This window comes from Solidesulfovibrio sp. (assembly GCF_029978005.1).
Classification (GTDB): Bacteria; Desulfobacterota; Desulfovibrionia; order Desulfovibrionales; family Desulfovibrionaceae; genus Solidesulfovibrio.
Genome location: NZ_JARKOZ010000095.1, coordinates 16,198 through 38,525, shown reverse-complemented (window position 1 = coordinate 38,525; position 22,328 = coordinate 16,198). Strand labels below are relative to the sequence as shown.

Annotated in this window: 20 protein-coding genes; 1 reads left to right on the top strand and 19 read right to left on the bottom strand. The window is 67.4% G+C overall.

Annotated features, from left to right (window positions below):
- Nucleotides 1–82: 82 nt before the first annotated feature.
- From Q1K70_RS11230 to Q1K70_RS11185, 10 genes are all read right to left on the bottom strand, one after another.
- Complete coding sequence (locus Q1K70_RS11230) at nt 83–637, bottom strand: acetate uptake transporter (RefSeq protein ID WP_300159276.1); 555 nt, start codon at nt 635–637, stop codon at nt 83–85.
- A 125-nt stretch (nt 638–762) separates the two neighbouring features.
- Complete coding sequence (locus Q1K70_RS11225; protein ID WP_300159499.1) at nt 763–1,665, bottom strand: sensor domain-containing diguanylate cyclase; 903 nt, start codon at nt 1,663–1,665, stop codon at nt 763–765.
- On the bottom strand, nt 1,665–2,819 hold the full coding sequence (locus Q1K70_RS11220; RefSeq protein WP_300159273.1) for a PAS domain-containing sensor histidine kinase: 1,155 nt from the start codon (nt 2,817–2,819) through the stop codon (nt 1,665–1,667). Before Q1K70_RS11220 ends, Q1K70_RS11225 begins: the two co-directional genes overlap by 1 nt.
- Nucleotides 2,816–3,193, bottom strand: coding sequence for a response regulator (locus tag Q1K70_RS11215; protein ID WP_300159270.1), 378 nt, complete (start codon nt 3,191–3,193; stop codon nt 2,816–2,818). The genes Q1K70_RS11220 and Q1K70_RS11215 overlap by 4 nt, the downstream gene beginning before the upstream one ends.
- Nucleotides 3,190–3,717: a chemotaxis protein CheX gene (locus Q1K70_RS11210; RefSeq protein ID WP_300159267.1), complete on the bottom strand. Its 528-nt coding sequence runs from the start codon at nt 3,715–3,717 to the stop codon at nt 3,190–3,192. The genes Q1K70_RS11215 and Q1K70_RS11210 overlap by 4 nt, the downstream gene beginning before the upstream one ends.
- Nucleotides 3,714–6,782, bottom strand: a complete 3,069-nt coding sequence (locus tag Q1K70_RS11205; protein WP_300159264.1) for a transporter substrate-binding domain-containing protein — start codon at nt 6,780–6,782, stop codon at nt 3,714–3,716. The genes Q1K70_RS11210 and Q1K70_RS11205 overlap by 4 nt, the downstream gene beginning before the upstream one ends.
- Nucleotides 6,783–6,990: 208 nt before the next feature.
- Nucleotides 6,991–7,845 (bottom strand): transglutaminase family protein, encoded by an 855-nt coding sequence (locus tag Q1K70_RS11200; RefSeq protein WP_300159261.1) that lies wholly within the window; start codon nt 7,843–7,845, stop codon nt 6,991–6,993.
- Nucleotides 7,846–7,851: 6 nt separating this feature from the next.
- A complete protein-coding gene (locus Q1K70_RS11195; RefSeq protein WP_300159258.1) occupies nt 7,852–8,619 on the bottom strand; it encodes a peptidase in 768 nt (255 codons plus the stop codon).
- A gap of 13 nt (nt 8,620–8,632) precedes the next feature.
- Nucleotides 8,633–9,607, bottom strand: coding sequence for an alpha-E domain-containing protein (locus tag Q1K70_RS11190; protein WP_300159255.1), 975 nt, complete (start codon nt 9,605–9,607; stop codon nt 8,633–8,635).
- Nucleotides 9,608–9,654: 47 nt separating this feature from the next.
- A complete protein-coding gene (locus Q1K70_RS11185; protein ID WP_300159252.1) occupies nt 9,655–11,109 on the bottom strand; it encodes a circularly permuted type 2 ATP-grasp protein in 1,455 nt (484 codons plus the stop codon).
- A gap of 196 nt (nt 11,110–11,305) precedes the next feature.
- Here Q1K70_RS11185 and Q1K70_RS11180 point away from each other — a divergent pair, with 196 nt between their 5' ends.
- Nucleotides 11,306–12,214, top strand: coding sequence for a hypothetical protein (locus Q1K70_RS11180; RefSeq protein ID WP_300159249.1), 909 nt, complete (start codon nt 11,306–11,308; stop codon nt 12,212–12,214).
- Here Q1K70_RS11180 and Q1K70_RS11175 read toward each other — a convergent pair.
- From Q1K70_RS11175 to hmcA, 9 genes are all read right to left on the bottom strand, one after another.
- Complete coding sequence (locus Q1K70_RS11175) at nt 12,202–14,148, bottom strand: response regulator (protein ID WP_300159246.1); 1,947 nt, start codon at nt 14,146–14,148, stop codon at nt 12,202–12,204. The two genes, Q1K70_RS11180 and Q1K70_RS11175, sit on opposite strands and share 13 nt — an antisense overlap.
- 78 nt (nt 14,149–14,226) lie before the next feature.
- Nucleotides 14,227–14,586, bottom strand: coding sequence for a response regulator (locus tag Q1K70_RS11170; RefSeq protein WP_300159244.1), 360 nt, complete (start codon nt 14,584–14,586; stop codon nt 14,227–14,229).
- A 147-nt stretch (nt 14,587–14,733) separates the two neighbouring features.
- Nucleotides 14,734–15,669: a universal stress protein gene (locus Q1K70_RS11165; protein WP_300159241.1), complete on the bottom strand. Its 936-nt coding sequence runs from the start codon at nt 15,667–15,669 to the stop codon at nt 14,734–14,736.
- Nucleotides 15,670–15,720: 51 nt separating this feature from the next.
- Nucleotides 15,721–17,124, bottom strand: coding sequence for a sulfate respiration complex iron-sulfur protein HmcF (hmcF, locus tag Q1K70_RS11160; protein WP_300159238.1), 1,404 nt, complete (start codon nt 17,122–17,124; stop codon nt 15,721–15,723).
- 37 nt (nt 17,125–17,161) lie between these two features.
- The gene (hmcE, locus tag Q1K70_RS11155) at nt 17,162–17,839 is read right to left on the bottom strand and encodes a sulfate respiration complex protein HmcE (RefSeq protein WP_300159235.1); all 678 of its coding nucleotides are present in this window, start codon (nt 17,837–17,839) and stop codon (nt 17,162–17,164) included.
- A 35-nt stretch (nt 17,840–17,874) separates the two neighbouring features.
- Nucleotides 17,875–18,009 carry a sulfate respiration complex protein HmcD gene (gene hmcD / locus Q1K70_RS11150; RefSeq protein WP_300159232.1) on the bottom strand — a complete coding sequence of 45 codons (135 nt, stop codon included), beginning with the start codon at nt 18,007–18,009 and terminating at the stop codon, nt 17,875–17,877.
- A gap of 20 nt (nt 18,010–18,029) precedes the next feature.
- Nucleotides 18,030–19,205, bottom strand: a complete 1,176-nt coding sequence (gene hmcC / locus Q1K70_RS11145; RefSeq protein ID WP_300159229.1) for a sulfate respiration complex protein HmcC — start codon at nt 19,203–19,205, stop codon at nt 18,030–18,032.
- Nucleotides 19,205–20,257 (bottom strand): sulfate respiration complex iron-sulfur protein HmcB, encoded by a 1,053-nt coding sequence (gene hmcB / locus Q1K70_RS11140; protein WP_300159226.1) that lies wholly within the window; start codon nt 20,255–20,257, stop codon nt 19,205–19,207. Before hmcB ends, hmcC begins: the two co-directional genes overlap by 1 nt.
- A gap of 30 nt (nt 20,258–20,287) precedes the next feature.
- Nucleotides 20,288–22,054, bottom strand: a complete 1,767-nt coding sequence (gene hmcA, locus Q1K70_RS11135; RefSeq protein WP_300159223.1) for a sulfate respiration complex hexadecaheme cytochrome HmcA — start codon at nt 22,052–22,054, stop codon at nt 20,288–20,290.
- Nucleotides 22,055–22,328 lie beyond the last annotated feature (274 nt).

The window sequence follows — 22,328 nt, the reverse complement described above, 5'->3', positions numbered from 1 at the left end:
TTGCCGGGCCGAAGCCGGGACGAGCGTCGGCAGGGCGTCGCCGCGCCGGGGATGCGGCGACGCCCTGTCCCTCAAGGGGAGTTCAGCCGATCGGCAGCACGACCCGGCCGTATTTCTCGTTGAGCACCTCGGCCATGGCCAGATAGCAGGCGCTGGCTCCGCAGAGGATGCCTTCGAATCCGGCCAGGCGGCCGATGGCCGCAGACTCCAACCAGTCCCTGGCCGCCAGCAGGAAAAAGAGCACGGTCAGGGAGCCGAAAACGAACTTGAGCACGAAATTGGTCCCCAGGGTGCCCAGGAACATGAAAAAGGTGAAAAGCCCCCACAACACCAGGTACCAGCCCATGAAGCCCTCGGATGTCGGCTCGGCCAGTCCCAGCTTGGGCAGGACGATGAGCACGACCAGCGAAAGCCAGAACAGGCCGTAGCTGGTAAAGGCCGTCAGGCCGAACGTGTTGCCTTTCCTGAACTCCATGATGCCGGCGATCACCTGGGCCAGGCCGCCGTAGCAGATCCCCATGGCCAGCACCATGGAGGCGATGGGGAAATAGCCCGCATTGTGGAGGTTGAGCAGAATCGTGGTCATGCCGAAGCCCATGAGTCCGAGGGGTGCCGGGTTCGCCAGTTTCTGATCCATGTCGCGCCTTCCTTACGGTTAAAAGGGAGGGCCGGGCGAACCCGCCGCTGTCCGCTTCGGCGTGCCAGCGTTGGCGGTAGGAATTTTTAAGGCGCGTGTAAAGGCTTGACAATCGCAAAGCGGCGTCACCCCGTCTCGACACGGTCGCGTCCCAGGGCCTTGGCCGCGTACAGGGCCTGGTCGGCCCGGCCGAGCAGGCGTTCGCCGGTCTCGCCGGGACGGGCCTCGGCCACGCCGAAGCTGCACGTGACGCGCGTCTCCCCGAGGCCGGCGTCGCACCCGTGGGCCGCGTCCCGCAGGGTCTCGGCCAGGAGGTAGGCTTCGGCCAGGGCGAGCCCCGGACACAGCACCACGAACTCCTCGCCGCCCCAGCGGCCGACCTCGCAGCCTTCCGGCGCCCCCCGGCGCAACCGCCCGCCCAGGGCGGCCAGGACCGCGTCGCCGCGCTGGTGGCCGTACCGGTCGTTGATTTCCTTGAAATGGTCGATGTCGAGCATGACGAGGCAATAGGGCCGCCCGTGGGCGGCGGCGCGGGAAAGCCCCTCCTCCAGCCGGGCGTCGATATGCTGCCTGTTGGCCAGGCCCGTGAGGATGTCCGTGGTGGACAGGCGCACGAGCTCGATGTTCTTGAGCGCCAGTTCGGCATGGGCCTCGGCCAAGCGGTTCTGCGTATCCTTGAGGTCGGAGATGTCCACGGCGATGGAGTACTTGACCACCCGACCGTCGGGCCAGGTCATGGCCCGCACCTGCATCTGGTACCAGCGGTCGTCCATCTCGTTGAAATGCTCGTAGACCAGGGTGTCGCCCCGGGGAAGGCCGTCGGACGTGAGGAGTTGCGCCATACGACAGTGGCGGCAGGGTACGTCGCTGTCGTAGAGCGCCTTGTGGCAGATGCGGCCGAAATGGCGGCCGAAGCGCTCGTTGAAGGCCATGTTGCTGTAGACGATGGCGTAGGAAGCCGCCTCGACGACGTAGATGCCGAAGGGAATGAGATCGAAGTGGCTCTCGAACAGGGCGTTTTCCAGCATCATGGCGCGGTTCCGGGGCGACGCGGCAGCCTGACGGCCACCGTGGTCCGGCCGGGCGAGGACGCGTCCAGGGCGATGCCTCCGCCGTGGGCCCGGGCGGCCAGCGCCGCGGAATAGGCCCCGAGTCCCGTGCCGCCGCGCTTGCCCATGGTCACGTACTTCTCGAACATCCGGTCGCGGATGGCCGGCGGCACCTCGCCGCGGTTGACCACGGCCATGGTCAAGGACTCGGGATCGTCGTCGCGGATGTCGATGCCCACCTCGCCGTCCGGGGGCGAGGCCTCCAGGGCGTTGACCAGGAGGTTTTGCAGCATGGGATCGAGGAGCAGCGCGTCGCCCTCGCAGGGCACGGACTCGCCCGGCTCGAGGGGGCGGCCGTTTCGGGTCAGGCGGATGGCGTGGCTCCGGGCCACGGACATGGTGGACAGGCGGGCCGCCGTGCGCCTGACCATGTCGGCCAGGTCGACGGGGGTCGGCGTCAGGTCGTAGGCCCCGGTCTCCAGGCGGTAGAGCACCAGGGACTGGTTGAGCATCTCCAGCATGGAATGCCCGGCCTGCTCGATGAGGCGCACCACTTTCTCAGCCTCGGCCGGCAGGTCATAGTTGTCGAGGAGCACCTGCGGCAGGCCGATGAGCGCGGACAACGGGGCCTTGAGGTCGTGGCGGGCGATGCGCTCGACGTGTTCGCGCAGCTCGATGTTCTCCTGGAGGATGCGGTTCTGGGCGGAGAGGTCCTTGTTGCGGATGGCCAGCTCGGCATGAGCCTCGGCCAGGCGGTTTTGGGTCTCCTTGAGCTCGGAGATGTCCACGGCGATGGCGTACTTGACCACGCGGCCGTCGGGCCAGCCCATGGTCTTCTCCTGCATCTGGTACCAGTGTTCCTCGCGCTCGTTGTAGTGGTCGTAGATGACGGTGACGCCGTTGGGCATGCCCGTGCCGGTGAGCAGCTCCGGGATGCGGCAGTGCAGGCAGGGCTCGGACTCGCCGAAGATGACCTCGTGGCAGCGGCTGCCCTCGGCCGCGCCCAGGGTCTCGCGGAAGTGCCGGTTGACGAAGACGATCTCGTAGGTGGCCACGTCCACCACATAGATGCCGAAGGGAATGACGTCGAAATGCGTCTGCAAAAGCGCGCTTTCGAGCATGGAGGCGTTCATGGCAGGTACTTGGCGGCCACGGTTTCGAGGGTTTCCTTGAGCTTTTCGATCTTGACGGGCTTTAAGATGTAGCCCTTGGCTCCGGCCTCGATGGCGTCCATGACCATCTGCTCCTGGCCGTGGGAGGTGACGATGACGATGCGGGCGTCGGGGGCCACGGCCATGATGCGGCGGGTGGCCTCGATGCCGTCGAGGTCGGGCATGGTGATGTCCATGGCCACGATGTCCGGGGCCACGGCGGCGTATTCCTCGACGGCCTGCTGCCCCGTGGAGGCCACGGCCGCCACTTCGTGGCCGAGTTCCTCCAGCAGCTTGACCATCTTTTTGACGGTGAGGCCGGAATCGTCCACCACCATGATGCGAAGCGGTTTCATGCCTGCTCCTTCACATATTCCAGGGAGTCGTCGAAAAGCTCACCCGGCCCGATCAGGTGGATGCTGAGTTCGCCCGGCGCGGCCGCGAGTTCGGCCGAGACGAACTTGGCCGCGCGGTGGCGCATGACGGACTTGGCCTCGGTCAGGATGATGGGCGGGGACAGGATGATGGCCGGTCCGCTGCCGGCGATGTCGGCCAGGGCGTTGCCGACGATGATGTTGATGATGTCCCCGGCGGTTTCCTGGATGGCGTCCTCGCGTTCGTCCTCGGCGATGTCGAGTCCCTCGGTGTAGGCCACGAAGGCGGCGTCGAGGAGCGAGACGTCGAAGCTGTAGGCCAGGTAGAGCTTGAGCCCCCCGGCGGCGCTCATGATGGCCGTGACGGGGCGCAGATCGAGTTTTTGCACGTCGTCGATCTGATAGGCGGGAGGGGAGAGGACGATGCCGAGTTCCTCGCGGAAAAAGGCGTCGGTGCGTCGGGCCAGGGCGCTGAGGAAAGCGCCGATGTCAAGCTGCTCGGTCATGCGCGCTCCAGCGGCGTAGTCCGCGGCTCCAGGGGGACTTCCACGACGAAGCGCGCCCCCCGGCCGGGATCGTTTTCCAAAAACACGGTCCCGGCCAGGCGCTGGGCCTCGGCCCGCACGGCGGCCAGCCCAACGCCCCGGCCCGAGAGTTCCCCGGCCACCCGGCGCGAGGTGAAGCCGTCGCGGAAGATGAGGCCGAGCACGGCGGCGTCGTCCATGGCGGCCAGTTCCTCGGCCCCGACGAGCCCGAGTTCGAAGGCCCGGGCGCGCACCGCGCCGACGTCCGCGCCCCGACCGTCGTCGGCCATGACGATCCGGACCTTGCCGTCGCCGGCCGCGACGGACAGGCTCAGGCGGCCGGCCTCGTCCTTGCCCTCGGCCTCGCGCTCGGCCGGGGATTCCAGCCCGTGGTCCACGGCATTCCGGATGATGTGTATCAGGCTTTTGGCCAGGGGGGTATACCGGGCCGGATCGACCAGGACGGGGTCGCCTTCCACGGCGAAGGGGACGAGCTGTTTGCCGTGGGCTTCGGCCAGGCGCTGGGCGGTGCGGGGGTAAGCGGCCAGGAGCTTGCGCAGGTCGACGCAGCGAAGCGTCCGGGCCGCGTCGAGCACGGCGGCGTCGTCCCCGTCCAGGCCGAACTCGTCCAGGCGGGCCAGGAGACGGCCGGCCAGATCGGCCAGGGCCCCGGCCAATTCGCCGTCGAGGCAGACCTCGCCCCGGCGGTCGAAATATTCCCGGCCCAGGGCCTGGCGCACCACGTCCAGGTCCTGTTCCAGGGCGGCGTCGACGGATGTTTCGCCGAGCAACCCGGCGACGTCCTCGCGCCGGGGCGAATCGTCCTGGCGCAGGCGCGAGAGGCGCTCCTCCAGAGCGTCCAGGGCCCTGGCCGCGTGGGCGCATTCGAGCTGGAGGAAAAGCCCCTTGAAGGTGTGGACCTTGCGGTAGACCTCGTCCAGGGCCTGCCGGTCGTCGGCGGCGGCCCGGGCCAGCCTCGCGCCCTCGCGGCGAAAAGCGGCGAAGTCGTCGAGCACGGCGAAGAAGTCGCGCTGCTCGCGCACGGCCGCCACCACGCAGGCCAGCCGGTTGCGTTCCCGGGCCACGGCGTCCTTGAGCCGGGCCTCGCCCGTGACGTCGGTGACGACGAGCATGAGACGGTCCTCGGCCAGGTGCCGGTAGGCCAGGCGCAGCTGGGCCCCGCCGCGCGCGATCTTGGGCGGCATGAGCGAGATGTAGAGATCGCGGCGGTAGGCGTCGGGCTCGTCCACCACCCGCCGGACGTTGACGGCCATGGCCGCCCGACCGGCCTCGTCGTCGGGGAAAAGCAGCGCGGACACGTTTTCGCCGGCCACGTCGCGGCCGAAGATATTGCGGCATTCGGCGCTGTACTGGGCGTCCACCGTACCTTCCCGGTCCACGGACAAAAACCCCTGGCCGGCGTTGTCGAGGAGCGCCGCCACGCGCCGGGCGGCGGCGTCGCGGGCCTCGTTGGCCTGGCGCAGGGCGCGGTTGAGGCGCGAGAGCTTGCGGTTCCACCAAGCCACCACGAAAAGGACGCAGGCCGCCCCCGCGGCGATCTTCCAGACCAGCGAATAATCGATGCCCTGCTCGAAGGTCACGGCCAACCACTTTTTCATGATGGCGTCGGACTCTTCCTTGGTGAGGGTGTTGACGGCCTTCTGGAACAACGAGGCCAGCTCGGGCTCGTCGTCGCGGCTGGCCATGGCCAGGTCGAGGTGGGCTTCGAGGCGGCCGGCGATCTTGAGGTCGCTGAAGTGCCCCTTGGCCAGGGCCTGGCTGATGGCCGGCACGGTGTCGATGTAGCCGTAGAGCCGGCCGTCGGCCACGAGCTTGAGGCCCTCGTCCACGCTCGGCACTTCCATGAGCTGCATGCCCGGATACTTGGCTCGCAGGATGTCGAGGCTGGCGTAGCCGTTGACCACGCCCAGGGTCTTGCCGGCGAGGCTGTCGGCGTTCTCGATGTAGGGGGCCTTGCTGCGCGTGGCCACCACCATGGGGAAGCGCAGATAGGGCGAGGTGAAGCGCAGAAAGCGTCGGCGGTCCTTGGTCTCGCCGGCGGCGGGCAGGAAGTCGCAGCGGCGTTTTTTCACCGCCTCCAGGGATTGGCTCCAGGAGGCCGTGGGCACGAGCACCAGGGGCACGCCGATGCGTTCGCCGATGAGCTTCAGGAAATCCGCGCCGATGCCGACATAGCGGCCGTTCTCGTCGATGCGCTCGACCGGGGGCCAGTCCGGGTCCACGCAGTAGGACAGGGCCTTTTTCCCGGCCAGGTACTCGCGCTCCCGGTCGGTCATGGCGATGGCCGGCCCCACGCCCGCCGTCACGCTGGCCGCCGCGCCGGCCTCAGGATTGACCGCCCCGTCCTTGTAGACGGGCAGCCATTTGGCCATGAGCGCCGCCCTTTCGGTCTCGGTCACCAGGGCCTGGGCCTTTTGGAGGATGGAGGCCAACTGCGGCCAGTCGTCGCGCACCAGGGTGTAGATCTCGAAATTATAATCCATCTGCCCGGAAATCTTGACGTTGGTCAGGCCCGAGGCGCGGATGGCGTAGGCGGCCACGGCCAGATTCTCCACGGCGGCGTCGGCCTGGCCCAGGGCCACCAGGGACACGGCCTCGGAGGCGTCCTTGGCCGGGATCAGGTCGACGTCGCGGCCGTTGGCCTGGAGGTATTCGTAGGCCGTGCCGCCCCGGCCGGCGGCGACCTTCTTGTGGGAAAGCGTGGCCAGGGAATAGGCCGTGGCGTCGTCCCGGGACATGACCGCCAGGGGAAAGCGCAAAAACGGCCCCACGAACAGGGCATAACCGGCCCGGTCCGGGGTCTTGCCCGTACCGTCGATCATGTCGATGCGCTTCTCGCGCAGGGCGTCGAGCACGTACTGGAAGTCCCGACCGTCGCCGACCGGTTCGAACTGGAAGGCCAGGCCGGTCTTGCGGGAGATCAGGGCGTAGTAATCGTGGAACAGGCCGCTCATGCGGCCGTCCTCGTAAATGGACAGGGGCCGCCAGTCGGTGTCGCTGTAGCGGATGACGGGATGGGCCTCCATGAAGGCCTTTTCCTCGGGCGTCAGATCAAGCTTCTGGGCCCGGAGCGGCACGGCCGCGAGAAGTACCTGGCACAACGCCAGGACAAAAAAAAGCCCCCTCGCCGCCGTGGGAGCAAATGCCGCTTGCTTCCGGTACGTCACTACGCCGCTTGCCATGTGTGGAGTGTTAGCCCAACCCGTCCCGTTTCCCAACAAAAAAAAGCACCCTCTAGCCGTTGGGGGCCAGGGAAAGGCGCACGGCATGGGTCAGGCGCGGCGACAGGGCCTGGCCGCGAAAACTGCCCACCACCGGAGCGGCCTCGGCCGGATCGGCGGCCGTGGCCACGGCCACGTGGCGGTCGGCCACGGCCAGGCCCACGGCCGGGTCGAAGCCGCGCCAGCCCCCGCCCGGCAGCCACAGCTCGGCCCAGGCGTGCAGGTCGCGGTCCTCGCGTTCGGGGTCGCCCTCGTGGTAGCCGCTGACGAAACGGGCCGGAATACCCACATGGCGGCAGGCGGCGATGTAGCACAGCGCCAGGTCGCGGCAGGCCCCCTCCCCGGCGGCCAGCACCGCATCGGGAGACAGGAGCCCGGGCTCCTCGCGCGAGGTGGAAACGAGGTTTTCGGCCATCCAGTCCAGCAGGACCAGGGCGAAGGCCTGGGGGGTTTCGGCGCCGTCGCGGCGCAGGCGTTCGGCCAGGGCGGCGGCGGCCTGATGGGGGAGCGGCGTCTGGGTCAGGCTGGGGCCGGCGGCCAGGGCCTCGGCCGGAGTCAGGGACACGGGCAGGACGCTTTGCCGCGCGTCCAGAAGATAATCGAACGGGTTTTCCCGCAACGTCTCCACCGAGGCCGTGACCCGCACGTCGAGGTGGTCGGTCAGGTCCGCGAACCAGGCCGAGAGCACGGCGTTGCCGGAAAGGTCCGTCAGGACGCTGCGGCCGACCGGCTCGGGCGAGACGGCCACGTCCAGGAAGCGCACGCGCTGGCAGGCGTCCGGGCGCGGCAGAAGGCGCAGCAGATGCGGCTCCAGAAACACGGGCCGGCCGAAATCATAACGCGTGTGGTGCGAAATCAGGCAAAGCACGGATCGTCACTTCGCGGGCGCGGGACGGCAGGCGGGCCGGTCGGACACCTTGGTCAGCTTGGAGGCGACGTTGTCGATCCATTCCGACGGCAGGTCGTGGACAAGGCCGCGCAGATGCTCCTGCCACCAGGCGGAGATATCGGCCAAGTCCTCCTTCTCGTAGCGGTGCTGGGCCAGGTCCAGGCAGCCCTTGTGGTAGAGCACCACGTCGATGGGGAAATCCACGTCCGAGGCGCTGATGCGGGTGGAATCGAAGGCCAGGCAGCCCACCTTGAGGGCCATGCGCAACGGGTCGGAATACTTGAGGGTGCGGTCGAGCACGGGCTTGCCGTATCCGCCCTCGCCGATGATGTGGTAGGGCGTGCCGTGGCTGATCTCCACCCAGTTGCCCTCGGGGTAGACCAGGTAGAGCTTGTGCACGGCGTCGCCGTAGAGCTGGCCGCCGATGAGGGCGTGCAGGTTGAAGTGCAGGCCCGACTCGGTCAGGAACGGCTTGTCCTCGGCGGCCACCCGGCGCAGCTCCCCGGCGAAGGCGTTGACGGCCTTGTAGAGCTTGTCGAAGGGCGTGGGGCAGGTTTCGAGGACTTCGTCGAAATAGGTGAGGGTCTTGTCGCGCACCGAGCGCAGCCCGGAGGTCATGAGGAAAAAGGCCCCGTTGCCGTTCTGGTAGGTGGTCACCTTCTGGGCGGTGGTCAGCTCGTTGCCCGAGGTGATGCGCGTGTCGGCGATGCCGACCAGGCCATCCTCCACGGTGATGCCCAGGCAAAATGTCATGGGGTTTTTCTTCTCATTGTTGACTGGCCGCGTCAATAGCCGGAAAGGTTGAGAAAAACGTGGCGTAGCAGGCCTCGTCCACGAGGTTCATCCGCGTCTGGAGGTCATCGGTGAACTCGTGCAGGCCCGAGGCGAAGATCTCCTCCACGCCCTTGTAGGCCAGGTCGCCGCACAGGTGCCCCAGGCGCTTCTCGGCCGGGTTGCCGAAGTAGCCCATGGGCGTGCCGGTGATGGCGTGCAGGCACTGCTGGGCGCGCAGCAGGCAGGCCAGCACCGAGCGGGGAAAATCGTGGTCCAGGAGCAGAAACTCCACGATGCGGTCGGGCTGGATGCGGCCGTGGCGGCGGCGGTAGGCCTCCAGGGCGCTGATGGCTTTGAGCAGCGCCGCCCACTGCACGTAGTCGAGGTTGGAGCCCACGTCCGTGGGGTGCGGCAGCAGGATGAAGTACTTGACGTCGAGGATGCGCGAGGTCTTGTCCGCCCGCTCGACGAGCTTGCCCAGGCGCAGGAAGTCCCAGGCTTCGTCGTGGGACATGGCGTCGCTGGCGATGCCGCTTATGGTCAGGTCGCGGCGCTTGACCTCGTCGCAGAACTGGTAGGGGTTGTCGAGGATGGCCTTGCTGCTCCGGGCGGCGTCGCGGGCCAGGTGGTAGAAGGTGTTGATCTGCTCCCACATCTCGGTGGGAATGATCTCGCGGATGGTGCGGGCGTTGTCCCGGGCGTGGGACAGGCAGGAGACGATGGAGTTGGGCGAGGCCTGGTCGAAGGCCATGAAACGGATGACCCCGTCGCGGTCCTGGGAGACGCCCTTTTCCAAGAACAGGTCCCAGTCGCCCATGGCCCGCACCAGCGGCGTCCACTGCTCGGTCACGGCTCCGGGCGCGTCCAGGGTGAGGTGCCAGTTGACGTCGATGAACCGGGCGATGTTCTCGGCCCGCTCCAGGTAGCGGCTCATCCAGTAGATGGCGTCGGCCACGCGGCTCAGCATGGAAGGCTCCTTGCCGGTTGGGCGGTCTTGATCGAAGAGGCTCTCTCCTAGGCGGCCGGACCGCCGAGGACCCAGGTGTCCTTGCTGCCGCCTCCCTGGGACGAATTGACCACCAGGGAGCCTTTCTTGAGCGCCACGCGCGTCAGACCGCCGGGGATGACGCGGATGTTCTCGCCGTAGACCACGTAGGGGCGCAGATCCACGTGGCGGCCTTCGAAGTGGTCGCCCACGATGACCGGCGTGCGCGAGAGGCCGACCGTGGGCTGGGCGATGTAGTTGCGCGGATTGGCCTCGATCTTGGCGGCGAAGGCTTCGCGCTCTTCGGGCGTGGCCGCCGGTCCGACCAGCATGCCGTAGCCGCCGGATTCGGCCGCCGCCTTGACCACCATCTTGTCCAGATTGGCCAGCACGTGCCGCCGGGCCTTGTCCTCCCAGCACAGGAACGTCTCGACGTTGTCGAGCAGCGGCTCCTCGCCGAGATAGTAGCGGATCATGCGCGGCACGTAGGCGTAGACCACCTTGTCGTCGGCCACGCCCGTGCCCGGGGCGTTGGCCATGGCCACCCGGCCGGCCTTGTACACGTCCATGATGCCGGGAACGCCAAGGAGCGAATCCGGCCGGAAGACCGTGGGATCGAGGAAGTCCTCGCCCACCCGGCGGTAGAGCACGTCCACGCGCTTGAGGCCCTTGGTGGTACGCATGTGGACAAAGCCGTCCACGACCACCAGGTCGCGGCCCTCGACCAGTTCGATGCCGGCCTGCTGGGCCAGGAAGGTGTGTTCGAAATAGGCGGAGTTGAACACGCCAGGGGTCAGCAGCGCGGCCGTGGGCCGGGAGTTCCCCTGGGGGGCGATAAATTGGAGCATGTCGAGCAGAAGCGGCGGATAGTCGTCCACGGGCCGGATGTCGATGGCCTCGAACACCTGGGGGAAGGCGCGCTTCAAGATGCGGCGATTGGCCAGGACGTAGGAGACGCCGGACGGACAGCGCAGGTTGTCCTCGAGCACGAGGAAACGTCCGTGCTCGTCGCGCACGAGGTCCGTGCCCGTGATGTGGCACCAGATGCCGCGCGGCGGCGAAAGGCCCAGGCACTCGGGAAAATAGCCCGAGGAGGATTCCACCACCGAGCGCGGCACCACGCCGTCGGCCATGATGCGGCCCTTGCCGTAGACGTCGGCGATGAAGAGGTTGAGCGCCGCGATGCGCTGGATAAGCCCCCGCTCCAACGTATCCCACTCGGCCGCCTCGATGACCCGCGGCACGATGTCGAAGGGAAAGATCTTTTCCGTACCGTCCTCGTGGCCGTAGACCGTGAAGGTGATGCCCATGTCGTAGAGGGCCTGCTCGGCGGCGGCCTGCCGGGCCAGGATCTCGCCGGCCGGAAGGGAGATGATTTTTTCGTAAAGCATCCGACAGCCGGGGCGCGGCGCGCCGGAGGGGGTGAACATCTCGTCGTGAAAGGGGCCGGGGTCGTAGCCGGAAAAGTCCATTTTCTGCGACATGGGGCTGCCTCGCTGCCGTGGAAACGGTGTCGTCACGGCCCGGGGGTCACTCGAAAAAGCCCTTTTCGCGACCCTAGACCCTGGGCCTAATTAACTTTTTTGGTAAACTACCGGGCGAAGCCCTGTCAACGGGAATCCCGTCTCGAGGCTGTCCCTTCCGGTGGACAGGCGCAGCGGTCGGGCTTACCAGGAAGGCATGCGCGACGATCCCATGGAAGACCTGCTCGCGGCCATGGCCGCCCTGCTCGAGGCCGGGCTGCCCCAGGACGCGGCCGTGGCCCATTTCATCCGCTCCACCCACGGCGACCTGCCGCCGCAGCGGCTGGCCGCCCTGGCGGCCGACGCCGACGATCCCCAAGGGGCCAGCCTGGCCGAATTGCTCCTTTTCCCGGGCGAGGACACGGCCCGGGCTCTGGAGCCCCGCCTGGGCGCGGCCCGGCTCGACGCGGCCGGGGCAGCCGAACTGGCCCGTCGCCTGGGAGAGCGCGTGCGCCGCGTCGTCGCGGCGCTGCCGGACGGGACGCGTCTGGCCGTGCCGCTGAGCGAAGAGGCCGCCTGCCGCTTCGTCTCGCGCCTGGGCCCCACGCGCACCCTGCCGGACGCCGTGGCCGCCGCCGTCGCGGACCGCTTCGGCCCCGAGGCCGCCCTGGAGACGGCCGTGGCGGCCCGGCGCGCCGGGCCGCCCGACTGGAGCGCGGGGGCCACCTCCCTGGCCCGGGCCGTGGCCTCGCGCCTGCCGGTGGAAACGCCGCAAGCCCTGGACACGCTCGCCTATGTCGTGCGGTTCCTGGGCGGCCTGGAGCCCTCCGCCCTGCCCCTGCCGGCGCTGATGCGGCACCGGGGCAGGCTCTCCGCCCAGCTGCGCCGGGCCCGCCAGCAGGAGCAGGCCCTGGCGGCGAGCAACTACGAGACCCTGATCATGACCGGCGCGCGCCTGCCCTACCTGCACGCCCCGGACATCGCCCGGGAGCTGGCCCTGGCCGACGCGGCCATCCTGGCGGCCACGGGCCGGCCCGCCCCGGACACGGCCGGAAGCTGCCTGGACATGGGGGCTTTCTCGGATATGGGCGACCTCATCGCCGCCCTGGACGATCAGGCGGACTGAGCGGCTGACGCAGCCTCGACCACGGGCGGCGTGTCGGGGATGCGCACCACGAAGCGGGTGCCTACCCCGGGCTGGGAGGTCAGGTCGATGGCGCCGCCGTGCTTGGCCACCATGTCGTGGGCGATGAAAAGGCCAAGTCCGGTCCCGCGCAGGCCCTTGGACGAGAAGAACAGCGTGAACGCCTTCTCGCGCGTTTCCTGGTCCATGCCCATGCCGTCGTCCTCGATGTCGAAGACGATCGAGCGGTCCTGGCGCGAGACGCGGAAAGCGATGCGGTGCTCGGGCTTGGCCGTGTCGGCCACACAGGCGTCCACGGCGTTTTCCAGGATGTTGACCAGGGCGGCCTGCAGGTTGGCGGCGTCCACGGACATTTCGCCGAGATCGGAGGCGATGTCCGCGTCGAGGGTCACGCCCTCCCGGACGGCCTTGGGGGCCACGGTCTGGGCGAGGGAGGCGGCGAAGGCGGCCGCGTCCACGGTCTCCGGGGCCAGCTCCCGGGACTTGGCGTAATAAAGGACGTTGAGGACCAGCGCCCGCACCCGGCCGACCAGCGCCTTGACCGCCTCGGCCGCGGCCTGGGACCGGGCCACGTCGCCGCGCCGCAGGCCCGACTCCACGCGGTAGACCGCGCCCTCGAGCGCCGTCAGCATGCCCTTGACCCCGTGGGAGATGGACCCGAGCATCAGCCCGAGCGAAGTGAGATGGCTTTGCAGCTCGCGGATGCTCGTGATGTCGGCGGCCATCTCCATGACCTCGACCACCTCGCCGGCGGCGTTGCGGATGGCCGCCGTGGAGATGAGCACGTTGCGCTGGCGGCCGTCGCGGGTGGTGACGACCGTTTCCTGAAAATGGGGCTCGCCGTCGGCGAAGGTCTGTTCGGCCGGGCAGTCCTGGCAGGGTTCGGGGCGGTGGGTGAAGACATCGTGGCAGGTGCGGCCCACGCCCTCGCCGAAGTCCTCCACGAAGCGGCGGTTGTTGGCCACCACCTTGCCCTGCCTGTCGCGCACGGCGATGTAACAGGGGGTGGCGTCGAAAAGGTCCATGTACTTCTGCTGGGTGACCCTCAGCTCTTCCTGGAGGCGCTTGATTTCGCTCACGTCCACGGCCATTTCCAGCACCAGTTCCACCTTGCCGTTGGTGGCGGCGATGGGCGAGGTGTGGACCATGACCGGCAGCTCACGGCCGTTCTTGCAGAGCATGGTCTCGCGCGAGCGCTGGCCCTTGCCGGTCTCGAAGGTCTTGCGGATAGGGCCGTCCGCGCCGCGCAGGGCCTGGCCGGCGTAGGCCTCCCAGCTGTGGTGCCCGACCATGTCGCCCAGGCGGTCCTTGTAGAGCTGATTGGTGGCCACGACTGCGAGGGAGGCGTTGTGCACGGCCACGAAGCAGGGCATCTCGTTGAAGTAGCCGGCCCCCTCGCCGAGGTCGGCCGAGAGGCCGGAGATGGCCTGGCACATGGTCTCGGCCATCTGGCCGGCGGCGAGCTGGCGCTCGAGCTCCACCACGCGGCTGGACTTCTCGCGCACGAGCTTTTCCAGGTTCTGCGTGTACTGCCGCAGCTCCCGGCGCATGGACAGCTTCTCGTCGATGCGCTTTAAGGCCGCGTCCAGGATATCGTGGTTGATGGGCTTGGTGACGAAGTCGGCGGCGTCGTTTTGCAGGCAGCTGATGGCCAGGTCCATGTCGCCGTGGCCGGAGATCATGACCACTTCCGTGTCCGGATTCCGGGCCTTGAGGCGCTTGAGCAGTTCCAGCCCGTCCATGACGGGCATCTTGATGTCCGTGAGCACGATGGACGGCTTGACCGCGTCGAACACGGCCAGGGCCTCCTCGCCGTTGGCCGCGGCGTGGACGTCGTAGCCGAGGTCGGCGAGAAAAAGCCCCAAAAACCTGCGGATGTCTTCCTCGTCGTCGACTAAAAGCAGTGATTCGCTCATGGGCTCGACCACCTCGTCCTGGCCGGCAGGCCGGCCGGTCCGGGGAGGCCGCCGCAAAGCGGCCTCCCCGGACCGGGGTTAGTCGCCGAGGATGCCGCGCACCACGCGCACGACCTCGTCGGCCTCGAAGGGCTTGGCCAGAAAGGCGGCCGCCTTGGGGATGATGTAGGTCAGCTCGCTGTGCCCGGTGATGACCACGATGGGAATGGAGGCCAGGGAGCTGTCCTTCTGGATGGCCCGGCTCACCCAGGGGCCGGACTTGTCGGGCATCTCCACGTCCAGGGTGATGAGATCGGGACGCAGGTCCTTGAGCATCTCCATGGCCTTGTCGCCGTTCTCGGCGGTGACCACGTTGTACCCGTTGTCCGTGAAGACGGCTTCCAGGTAGTCGCGGATATTGGGATCGTCGTCCACGGTCAGAATGGTTTTCTTGGTCATGGTTCCACTTCTCCTTTGCGTGGAGGGACTGGCGCCGGGGCCGCGCTGACGTCGCGCAAAAAAACGCAAGTTTTTTTGTAAACGCAAACACCATTCCCCGGCCCGCCGCGCCGGGGCGCGACGGGCCGGGAACGGCCGAAAGCGACGCTAGGCATCGCCCGCCGGGGGCAGCTTGTCCGGGCGGTTGATGCTGATCACGGGACAGGTGGCCCGCACCAGGACCTGTTCCAGGGTGCTGCCGAAGGGCCGCTCGTCGGGATCGAGCTCGCGAGTGTGGTGGGCCATGACGATGAGGTCGGCCTGCCGTTCACGGGCGAACTTGACGATCTCCACATAGGGCGATCCTTCCCAGACCTCAATGGTGGTCCGCTTGGCCAGGTCGCCGAGCTTCGCGGCGTAGGCGACGTGGATCTTGCGCCGGGCCTCGGCCAGCCGGGCCTCGATGCCCTCCTGGGTCAGGGCGATGGGCGACTGCAGGCGGTCGAGGTCCACGCAGTGGAACAGATGCAGATCGCCCTGGACGTCCTTGGCGATGGTCTCGGCCAGCTTGAAGGCCGATTCCGACGCCTTGGAGAAGTCCGTGGCGAAGACGATGTTGGAGAATCCCCCCCAGAAGGAGGCGGCCGGCCGGGCCACGGTCAACACCGGGCAGCGGGCGGACTTGGCCACCTTCTCGTGGGTGCCGCCGATGACGCCGCGCTTGTAGAAGCCGCCCACCTCGAGCCCCTGGCCGCGCGCGCCCATGACGACGAGGTCGGCGTCCTCCTTGCGGGCCACGCGCAACACCTCGCGGGAGGGGTTGCCCACGGCGATCTCGATGCGGGCCTTGGGGCAGCCCGAGAGCTGGATGGCGTAGGTGGTGCGCAGTTCCTCGCGCACGCCCTCGAGGTATTCCTCGTCCGCGTCCACTTCCTCGCCCGTGCGCACGTCGCGCACGAGGTTGCTGTCGCCCTTGCCCAGGATGCCCAGGCAATGGAAGACGATGATCTCCGAGCCGTAGCGGCCCGCCATGTCGAAGGCCACGCGGGCGGCGCTGTCGCAATCCGGCGCTCCCGAAGTCGCAAACACTATTTTACCAAACATTCCGGACCCCCTGATCGTGTGAGGTGGTTGCCGTATCGGCGCGGCGCCGGCCTATTCCTCGTCTTCCTCGTCCTTGGGCTTCAAGTGCTCGGGCACGATGACCATCTTGAGCAGAAGCGGCTTGAGGAACGACCAGTCGATGTGGATGTGGTACTCTTCCTCGAGGTCGCGGATGGCGTCCCAGCAGTTGTGGCAGGGGGCGATGACGAGCTTGGCCCCGGTGGCGAGGATCTGGTCGCGCTTGGTGAGCAGGGCCTTGTTGCGCATGGGGCGGAACTTGCCGATGCCGTTGAAGCCGCCGCCGCCGCCGCAGCAGTAGTTGTATTCCTTGTTGGGCGTCATCTCGACCAGGTAGCCCGGCTCCACGATGTAGGACAGGATCTCGCGGGCGGTCTCGGCCAGGCCCCAGTTGCGGATGTAGTTGCAGGAGTCCTGGTAGGTCACGGGCTGCCGGATGCGCTTGGCCGGGTCGATCTTGAGCTTGCCCTCGCGAAGGGCCTCGGCCACCCACTGCACGTAGTGGATGTAGGGTGCGGGCGTCTGGCCGTCGGGACGGCCGGCCCAGTACGGGCCCTCCACGACCGTGGCCCGGTGGGCGTGGCCGCATTCCGTGCCGATGACCCGCTTGGGCCGCAGGCGCTCGATGGCGGCGTAGACGTTTTGCACCTGCAGCTTGCAGGCTTCCCAGTCGCCGGCGAACATGGACAGGCTGGTCTGCTCCCAGCCTTCCGAGGGCACGGTCCAGTTCTCGCCCGCGATGTGGAAGAGGATGGCCGCCTCGGCCAGGTCTTCGGGGTAGTGCTTGGGCTCGCGGGCATTGCACGTGTACATGATGTCCGCGTCTTCCTTGTCGATGGGGATCTCGAGCCCGGGCCAGTCGTCCTGCTGCTCCTCGGCCATCCATTCGCAGGTCTCGACCCAATCCTCGGTGGTCACGTCCATCTGGGCGCGGTAGACGCGGTGCATGCCCGCGCCGATCTTGAGCTCCCAGGGCACGAAGCCCTGGGAATAGAGCAGGCCGCGCGTGTAGCCCATCATGACGCCGATGTCGATGCCGTGGGGGCAGAACTGGGCGCAACGGTTGCAGCAGGTGCAGCGCGACCAGGCCACTTCCATGGCGTGGCGCATGAAGGCGCCATCCACGTCGCCCTTGCGGCGCACCATTTCGCCCAGGGTGGACTGGATCTTGTACGACGGCACCTGCTCGGGGTTGCGGTCGTTGACCAGGTACAGGAAGCAGGAGTCGGCGCACAGCCCGCAGCGGGCGCAGACGTCGAGCCAGGTCTGCATGCGCGATTTGAAGGTCTTCTGGATGGTGGCCCACAGCTTTTCGCGGTCCACTTCCAGCTCTTGCATTTCCGCGTAGTATTTGGTGCCCCGGGTGTCCGAAAGCAGGGCCTTTAAGGCCTCTTCGGTCGTGACCGGCTGTTTGTTGCAGTAGATTCCTTCAGGCATGTCGATTCTCTCCTTGGCGACGTGGCGTCGGCCGTTTCTACCAGACGATGCCGCGGCCGCGCTGCCCGCCGCGCTTCACGCCGAAGTCCACACCGATCTGGGCCCGGGAACAGAAGAACAGCACCACATGGGAGAGCTTGGTGAAGGGGATGGCGATGAGCCAGATCTCGCCCGTGATGATGTGGGCGAGCAGCCAGCCATTGTGCTCTCCGGCCTGGTGGGCGGCCACGAAGCCCGTGACCAGCGGGGCGAGGCTGATGGCCATGATCCAGAGGTCGTGGGCCGTGGTGATGATGCGCACTTCCGGCAGGGCGAAGCGGCGCAGCAGGATGAAGGCCCCGGCCGCGATGGCCAGGATGGTCAGGGCGTCGGCCAGGCCGGCCGGCAGGGTCGGCCAGCTGATCCCGAAGCGCTCGGACACGATCATGACGTGGGCGAACAGGAACAGCGGCACGATGACCAGGCCGATGTGCAGCAGGAAGAAGGCCGCCGCGTAGAGGGGCTTGACCCGCCAGCTGCGCGAGCCGTAGGGGGTGATCCAGTGCAGGATGGACTTGAGCGCCCCCTTGACGGCCAGCTCGCGGTAGTACCCGTAGGGGACCCGGTCGAGCTGCCAGCTCAAGCCCTTGACGTATTTGACGACGCGCCAGGCGCAGCCGATGACGAAGATGGCGAACGACAGCCACAGCATCGGACCCGTCAGGAATGCATACATGGTTTTCTCCTTGCCTTGGTCGAGGTCCGATCGGCCTAGTAGCGCCGGTTGCGTTCTTCGCGTCCCGTGAGGAACCGCCAGAAGCCGATGAAGCAGACGAGCACCACGCCCATGAGCACGTAGGTGATGCTCTTGTTGTGCAGCATCAGGTCTTGCAGGGTGTTAAACATCGTATATCTCCCCTTTCATCCTAGTGGGACGAGTCTTTGTACGCCGGATGCGCGTAGAAGATCGGCATGCGGGTGACGATGAACTTGAAGACCAGGACGCCGATCGTGACCACGAAGAGCGAAATGATGATCTCGCCCAGGCTCGGGAAGTAGCGCTCGGCGCTCGGCAGCTGCCAGTTGAAGGCGATCAGGCTCACGTCGAAACGGTTGAGCATGATGCCGATGACCGTCCACGGGGCGGCCAGGCGCACGAGGCCGATGTTGCGGTCACGGTAGCCCACGGCGTAGCAGTAGCAGGGCAGCACGACGAAGCCCACCACCTCGAGCAGCCACCAGGCTCCGTAGCCGGTGAAGAGGTAGTGCCAGCGGTTGTCCATGGACAGACCGAGGAGCTTCATGGCCAGGTAGCCGGCCATGATCCAGGCCGCCCCCTTGGCGAAGGCGAACTGCAGGTCCAGATAATTGGCGTTGTAGTCCTCGTCCATCTTGTGATGGAAGTACTTGTGCGAGAGCGTGCCCTCGAACACGACCATGGACAGGCCGGCGAACATGCTCGACATGAAGAACATCACCGGCAGGTACGGGGTGTACCACAGGGGATGCAGCTTGGACGGGACGATGAGGTAGAGCGCGCCGAGCGAGCTCTGGTGCAGGGTCGACAGGATGACGCCGAAGATGGTCAGCACCATGGTCAGCTTGACCAGGATCGACCGGTACTTGTCGAAGCCGCCCTTCCATTCGAAGGCCGCCGGCAGGTACTCGAGAAAGAGCACCGTCAGGTAGATGAACACGCACAGGCCGACTTCGAAGAGGATGGAGGTCGTGCCCTGCTGGTAGAAGATGGGGTACGGGAGCCTCCAGGGACGGCCGACGTCGTAGTTGAGGGCGAAGACGACCAGGGCGTAGCCCAAGAAGGCCGTCAGGATGGCCGGGCGCACGGCGGCGTGGAACCGCTTGAACCCGAAGATGTAGCAGGCGGCGGAGGTGGTGTAGCCGCCGGCGGCCAGAGCGACGCCGCACAGCAGGTCGAAGCCGATCCAGATGCCCCAGGGGTTGTTGTCCGAGAGGTTGGTGACCGAGCCCAGGCCCATGGTGAACCGCATCACGGTCACCACCAGGCCGGCGGCCAGGATGATGCCGGCGACGATGTTGAACGGCGTGAACAGGGAACCGTTTTTGGTGTGTTCCGTCGACATTACGCGTCCTCCCCGCCCTCTTGTTCCTTGGCGGCGGCTTCGAGAGCCTTTTTGACCTCGACCTCGATGCGCCGCTTGCCCGCCACCTCGGCCTTCTCCAACTCCTCGGCCAGCTTGGCCTCGGCGTCGGCGCTGGCCTTGGCGATGGCCGCCTCGACGGCCGCCTTCTTCTCTTCCTCGGCGATCTTGTCCTTGCGCTTGGTGATGGCGTAGATGCCGGTCAGGAGCACCGGCCAGATGCCGGCCACGGCCGGCACGGCGGCCAGGGCCCCGGAGGTGAGCTCCGGCGCCGAGGTCGTGCCCAGCCCCTCGTCCATGCCGAGCGCGGCGAAGGAGGGCTTGGGCGCGATGTACAGCCAGCTCGTGCCGCCCATCTCGTGCTCGCCGTAGACGTGCTGCACGTACTTGTCGGGATTCCCCGAGACGCGGTCCCAGGCGATGTTGATGAGCTCGCGGCGCTTGCCGAACTGCAGCGCCTCCTTGGGGCAGGCCTCGACGCAGCCCGGCAGCTTGCCCTCGAGCAGCCGCGGCTGGCACAGGGTGCACTTCATGACCCGGGGGGTGAAGGCCTTGTCGTACTCGTAGGCCGGGATGTTGAACGGGCAGGCCACCATGCAGTAGCGGCAGCCCACGCAGACCGAGGCGTCGTAGACGACCGCGCCGGTCTCGCTCTTCTTGAAGGCCTTGACGAAGCAGGCCGAGGCGCAGGCCGGCTCCATGCAGTGGTTGCACTGAATCTTGCGAAAGACCGGGTTCTCGCCCGGCTTGGGCACGTATTTGTTGACCACGGTGTAGGACTTGGCGTCGGTGCGGCGCGCCGTGTCCATGACCGTGAGGTCGTCAAAGGGTTTGGCCGGTTTCGGCAGTTCGTTGACCTGGTTGCAGGCGGCCTCGCACTTGCGGCAGCCGATGCACCGGGAGGCGTCGAACAGCACGCCGCCGGCGTTGGGCAATCCCGCGACATCCGCGCTGGAGGCGGCCTTGGCCGTGACGCCCGTGGTCAGGCTCACCCCGGCCGCTCCCATAAGGCCCAGAAAGTGTCTCCGTTTCATCGTATCGCGACCTCGACTGGTTGGGGTGTGCTATTGCTTCTTCGCCGCATGGCAGCCGGTGCAGTCCGTGGCCTTGGGCACGGGCTTGGCGCCCGCGGCCTTGTCGACCACCTTGCCGTCGATGCCCATGGCCGTGTGGCAGCCCATGCACTGGTTGTGGTAGGCGGCCTTGAGCGCCGGGCGCGGCGAGGCGGCCGTGCCTTCGACGGCGGGGTGGCAATTGCCGCAGCGCGGCGGGGTCTTGGAAGCGGGGCTATTGTGGTGGCAGCCCTGGCACACGGCCGCGTCCGTGGCGTGGAAGGCCCCGGCCAGCTTGCTGTCCTTCATGCCGGCCACCATGGACTGCACGATCTTGCGGTGCGGCAGCACCGAGGGCTCGTAGTCCTTGGCGATGGAGCCGATGGTCACGGTCTCGGGGATGTCGGAGGCGGGGAAGGTCGCCGTCTCCGGGCGCTTGCCGGCAAGGAGCTTCTCGGCCAGGGCCGGGGCCATGGCGGCGGCTTCCTTGTCGTTTCTGCCCATGAACTCGGACACGGCGGCGTCGAGGCCCTCGGTCGGGGTCACGTGGCAGGAGCCGCACTGGCTCTTGTCGCCGACGCCCTTTTTCATGGAGTTGTGGCAGCCGGCGCACTCGGGCTTCTTCTGGGCCGTCGCGTGGCAGCCGGCGCAGCTCTGGGTCGCCTCGACCTTGTGCATGGCCGCTTCCAGGGTGACGAAGCCGCCTTCCTTGGCCCCGGCCACGGTGTGGCACTTCTCGGCGCAGGAGGTCAGGGCGGCGTGGTGGCAGGAGACGCAGGTCTCGCTTTTGGCCTCGTGGTACTTGTGGTCAAAGGGCACCGGCGGCATGCCGTAGGGTTTGACCGGCTTGCCGTCCGCGCCGATGAGCGGCTTGGCCACGGCGGCCGGGCGGATCATGGCGTAGTCGGGCTGGCCGCGCTTGATGCGCAGGTCGGCTCCGGCCGGAATTTTTTTGAGCGACGTCTCGGCGATGGCCTTCTGGTCCAGCGGCCCGTGGCAGCCGGCGCAGGTGGACGGGCCGGTGGCCACGTCCTTGGCGCCGGAAGCGGCCACGGCGCGGTGACAGGTCACGCACTCGCCGTGGGCGGCCAGGCGCAGGGAGCGGATCTTCTCGGGCTTGCGTCCGGGCACGGTGGAGCCGGACTCGGTGTGGCAGTACACGCAGGCCCCGGGCACCTTCTCGGGCGCGGGCGCGGCGATGGTCTTGCCGGCGGCCTCGTCATAGATGTGGTGGCAGGCGCCGCACTTGTTCTCGGCCTTCTCCTGGGTGGCGGCGTGGCGGAAGTGCAGGCGCTTGTCCACTACGATGGGCTGCCAGTTGGAGGAGACGTCGGGCGTGCCGTTGTGGCAGCCCTTGCACTGCACGTCCGAGGGCCCGGACTTCACGCCGGCGGCGGACATGTCCATGTGGCACTTGATGCAGTTGTTGTGGTAGGTGTTTTTGATCTTGTCGGCCGAGGCGGGCTGGTCGTCGCGCTGGTAGGCCAGGAACATGGTCCCGTCCTTGGTCGACAGGTGGCAGGTACCGCATTCCTTCTGGTAGAACTTGGCTTGCTTGCCGAGCGCCGCCGTGTGCTTGTCGTGGAGGAAGACGACCGGAGGCTGGGTGAGCGGGCCGAACTGCTTGAGTTCGTCGATGGACAGGATGTCGGCCCGCAGCTTCTCGTCCCCCTGCTCCTTGGCCGCGCCCTTTCCCGCCGTCAGCGTCAGCAAGCCGCCGGCCCCGACCAGGGCCAGGGCGACAAGCAGTGTTCCCGTGCGCCGTTTTGCATTTTTCATACGATTACTGACCTTCTGCTTGACGTGTTCACTTCACCCATCTCCCTTGGCCTCGGTCCCGGGACGCCGTCCCACGGTCCCGGCCCGGGGCGTCAGGGAACGCCCCGGGCCGGGAGCCGCGCCGCCTGAAAAAGGCTCTTGACAGCGCCACCAAAAATTATCACGATTTGCCTGCAATGCGTGAGGTTAGTCCTTAGCGAGTTTTGTGAATCTTGTCACCTGATTTTTTGATTTCCCACGACAGGCGTCATGAAAAATCTTCTTCCCCATGACG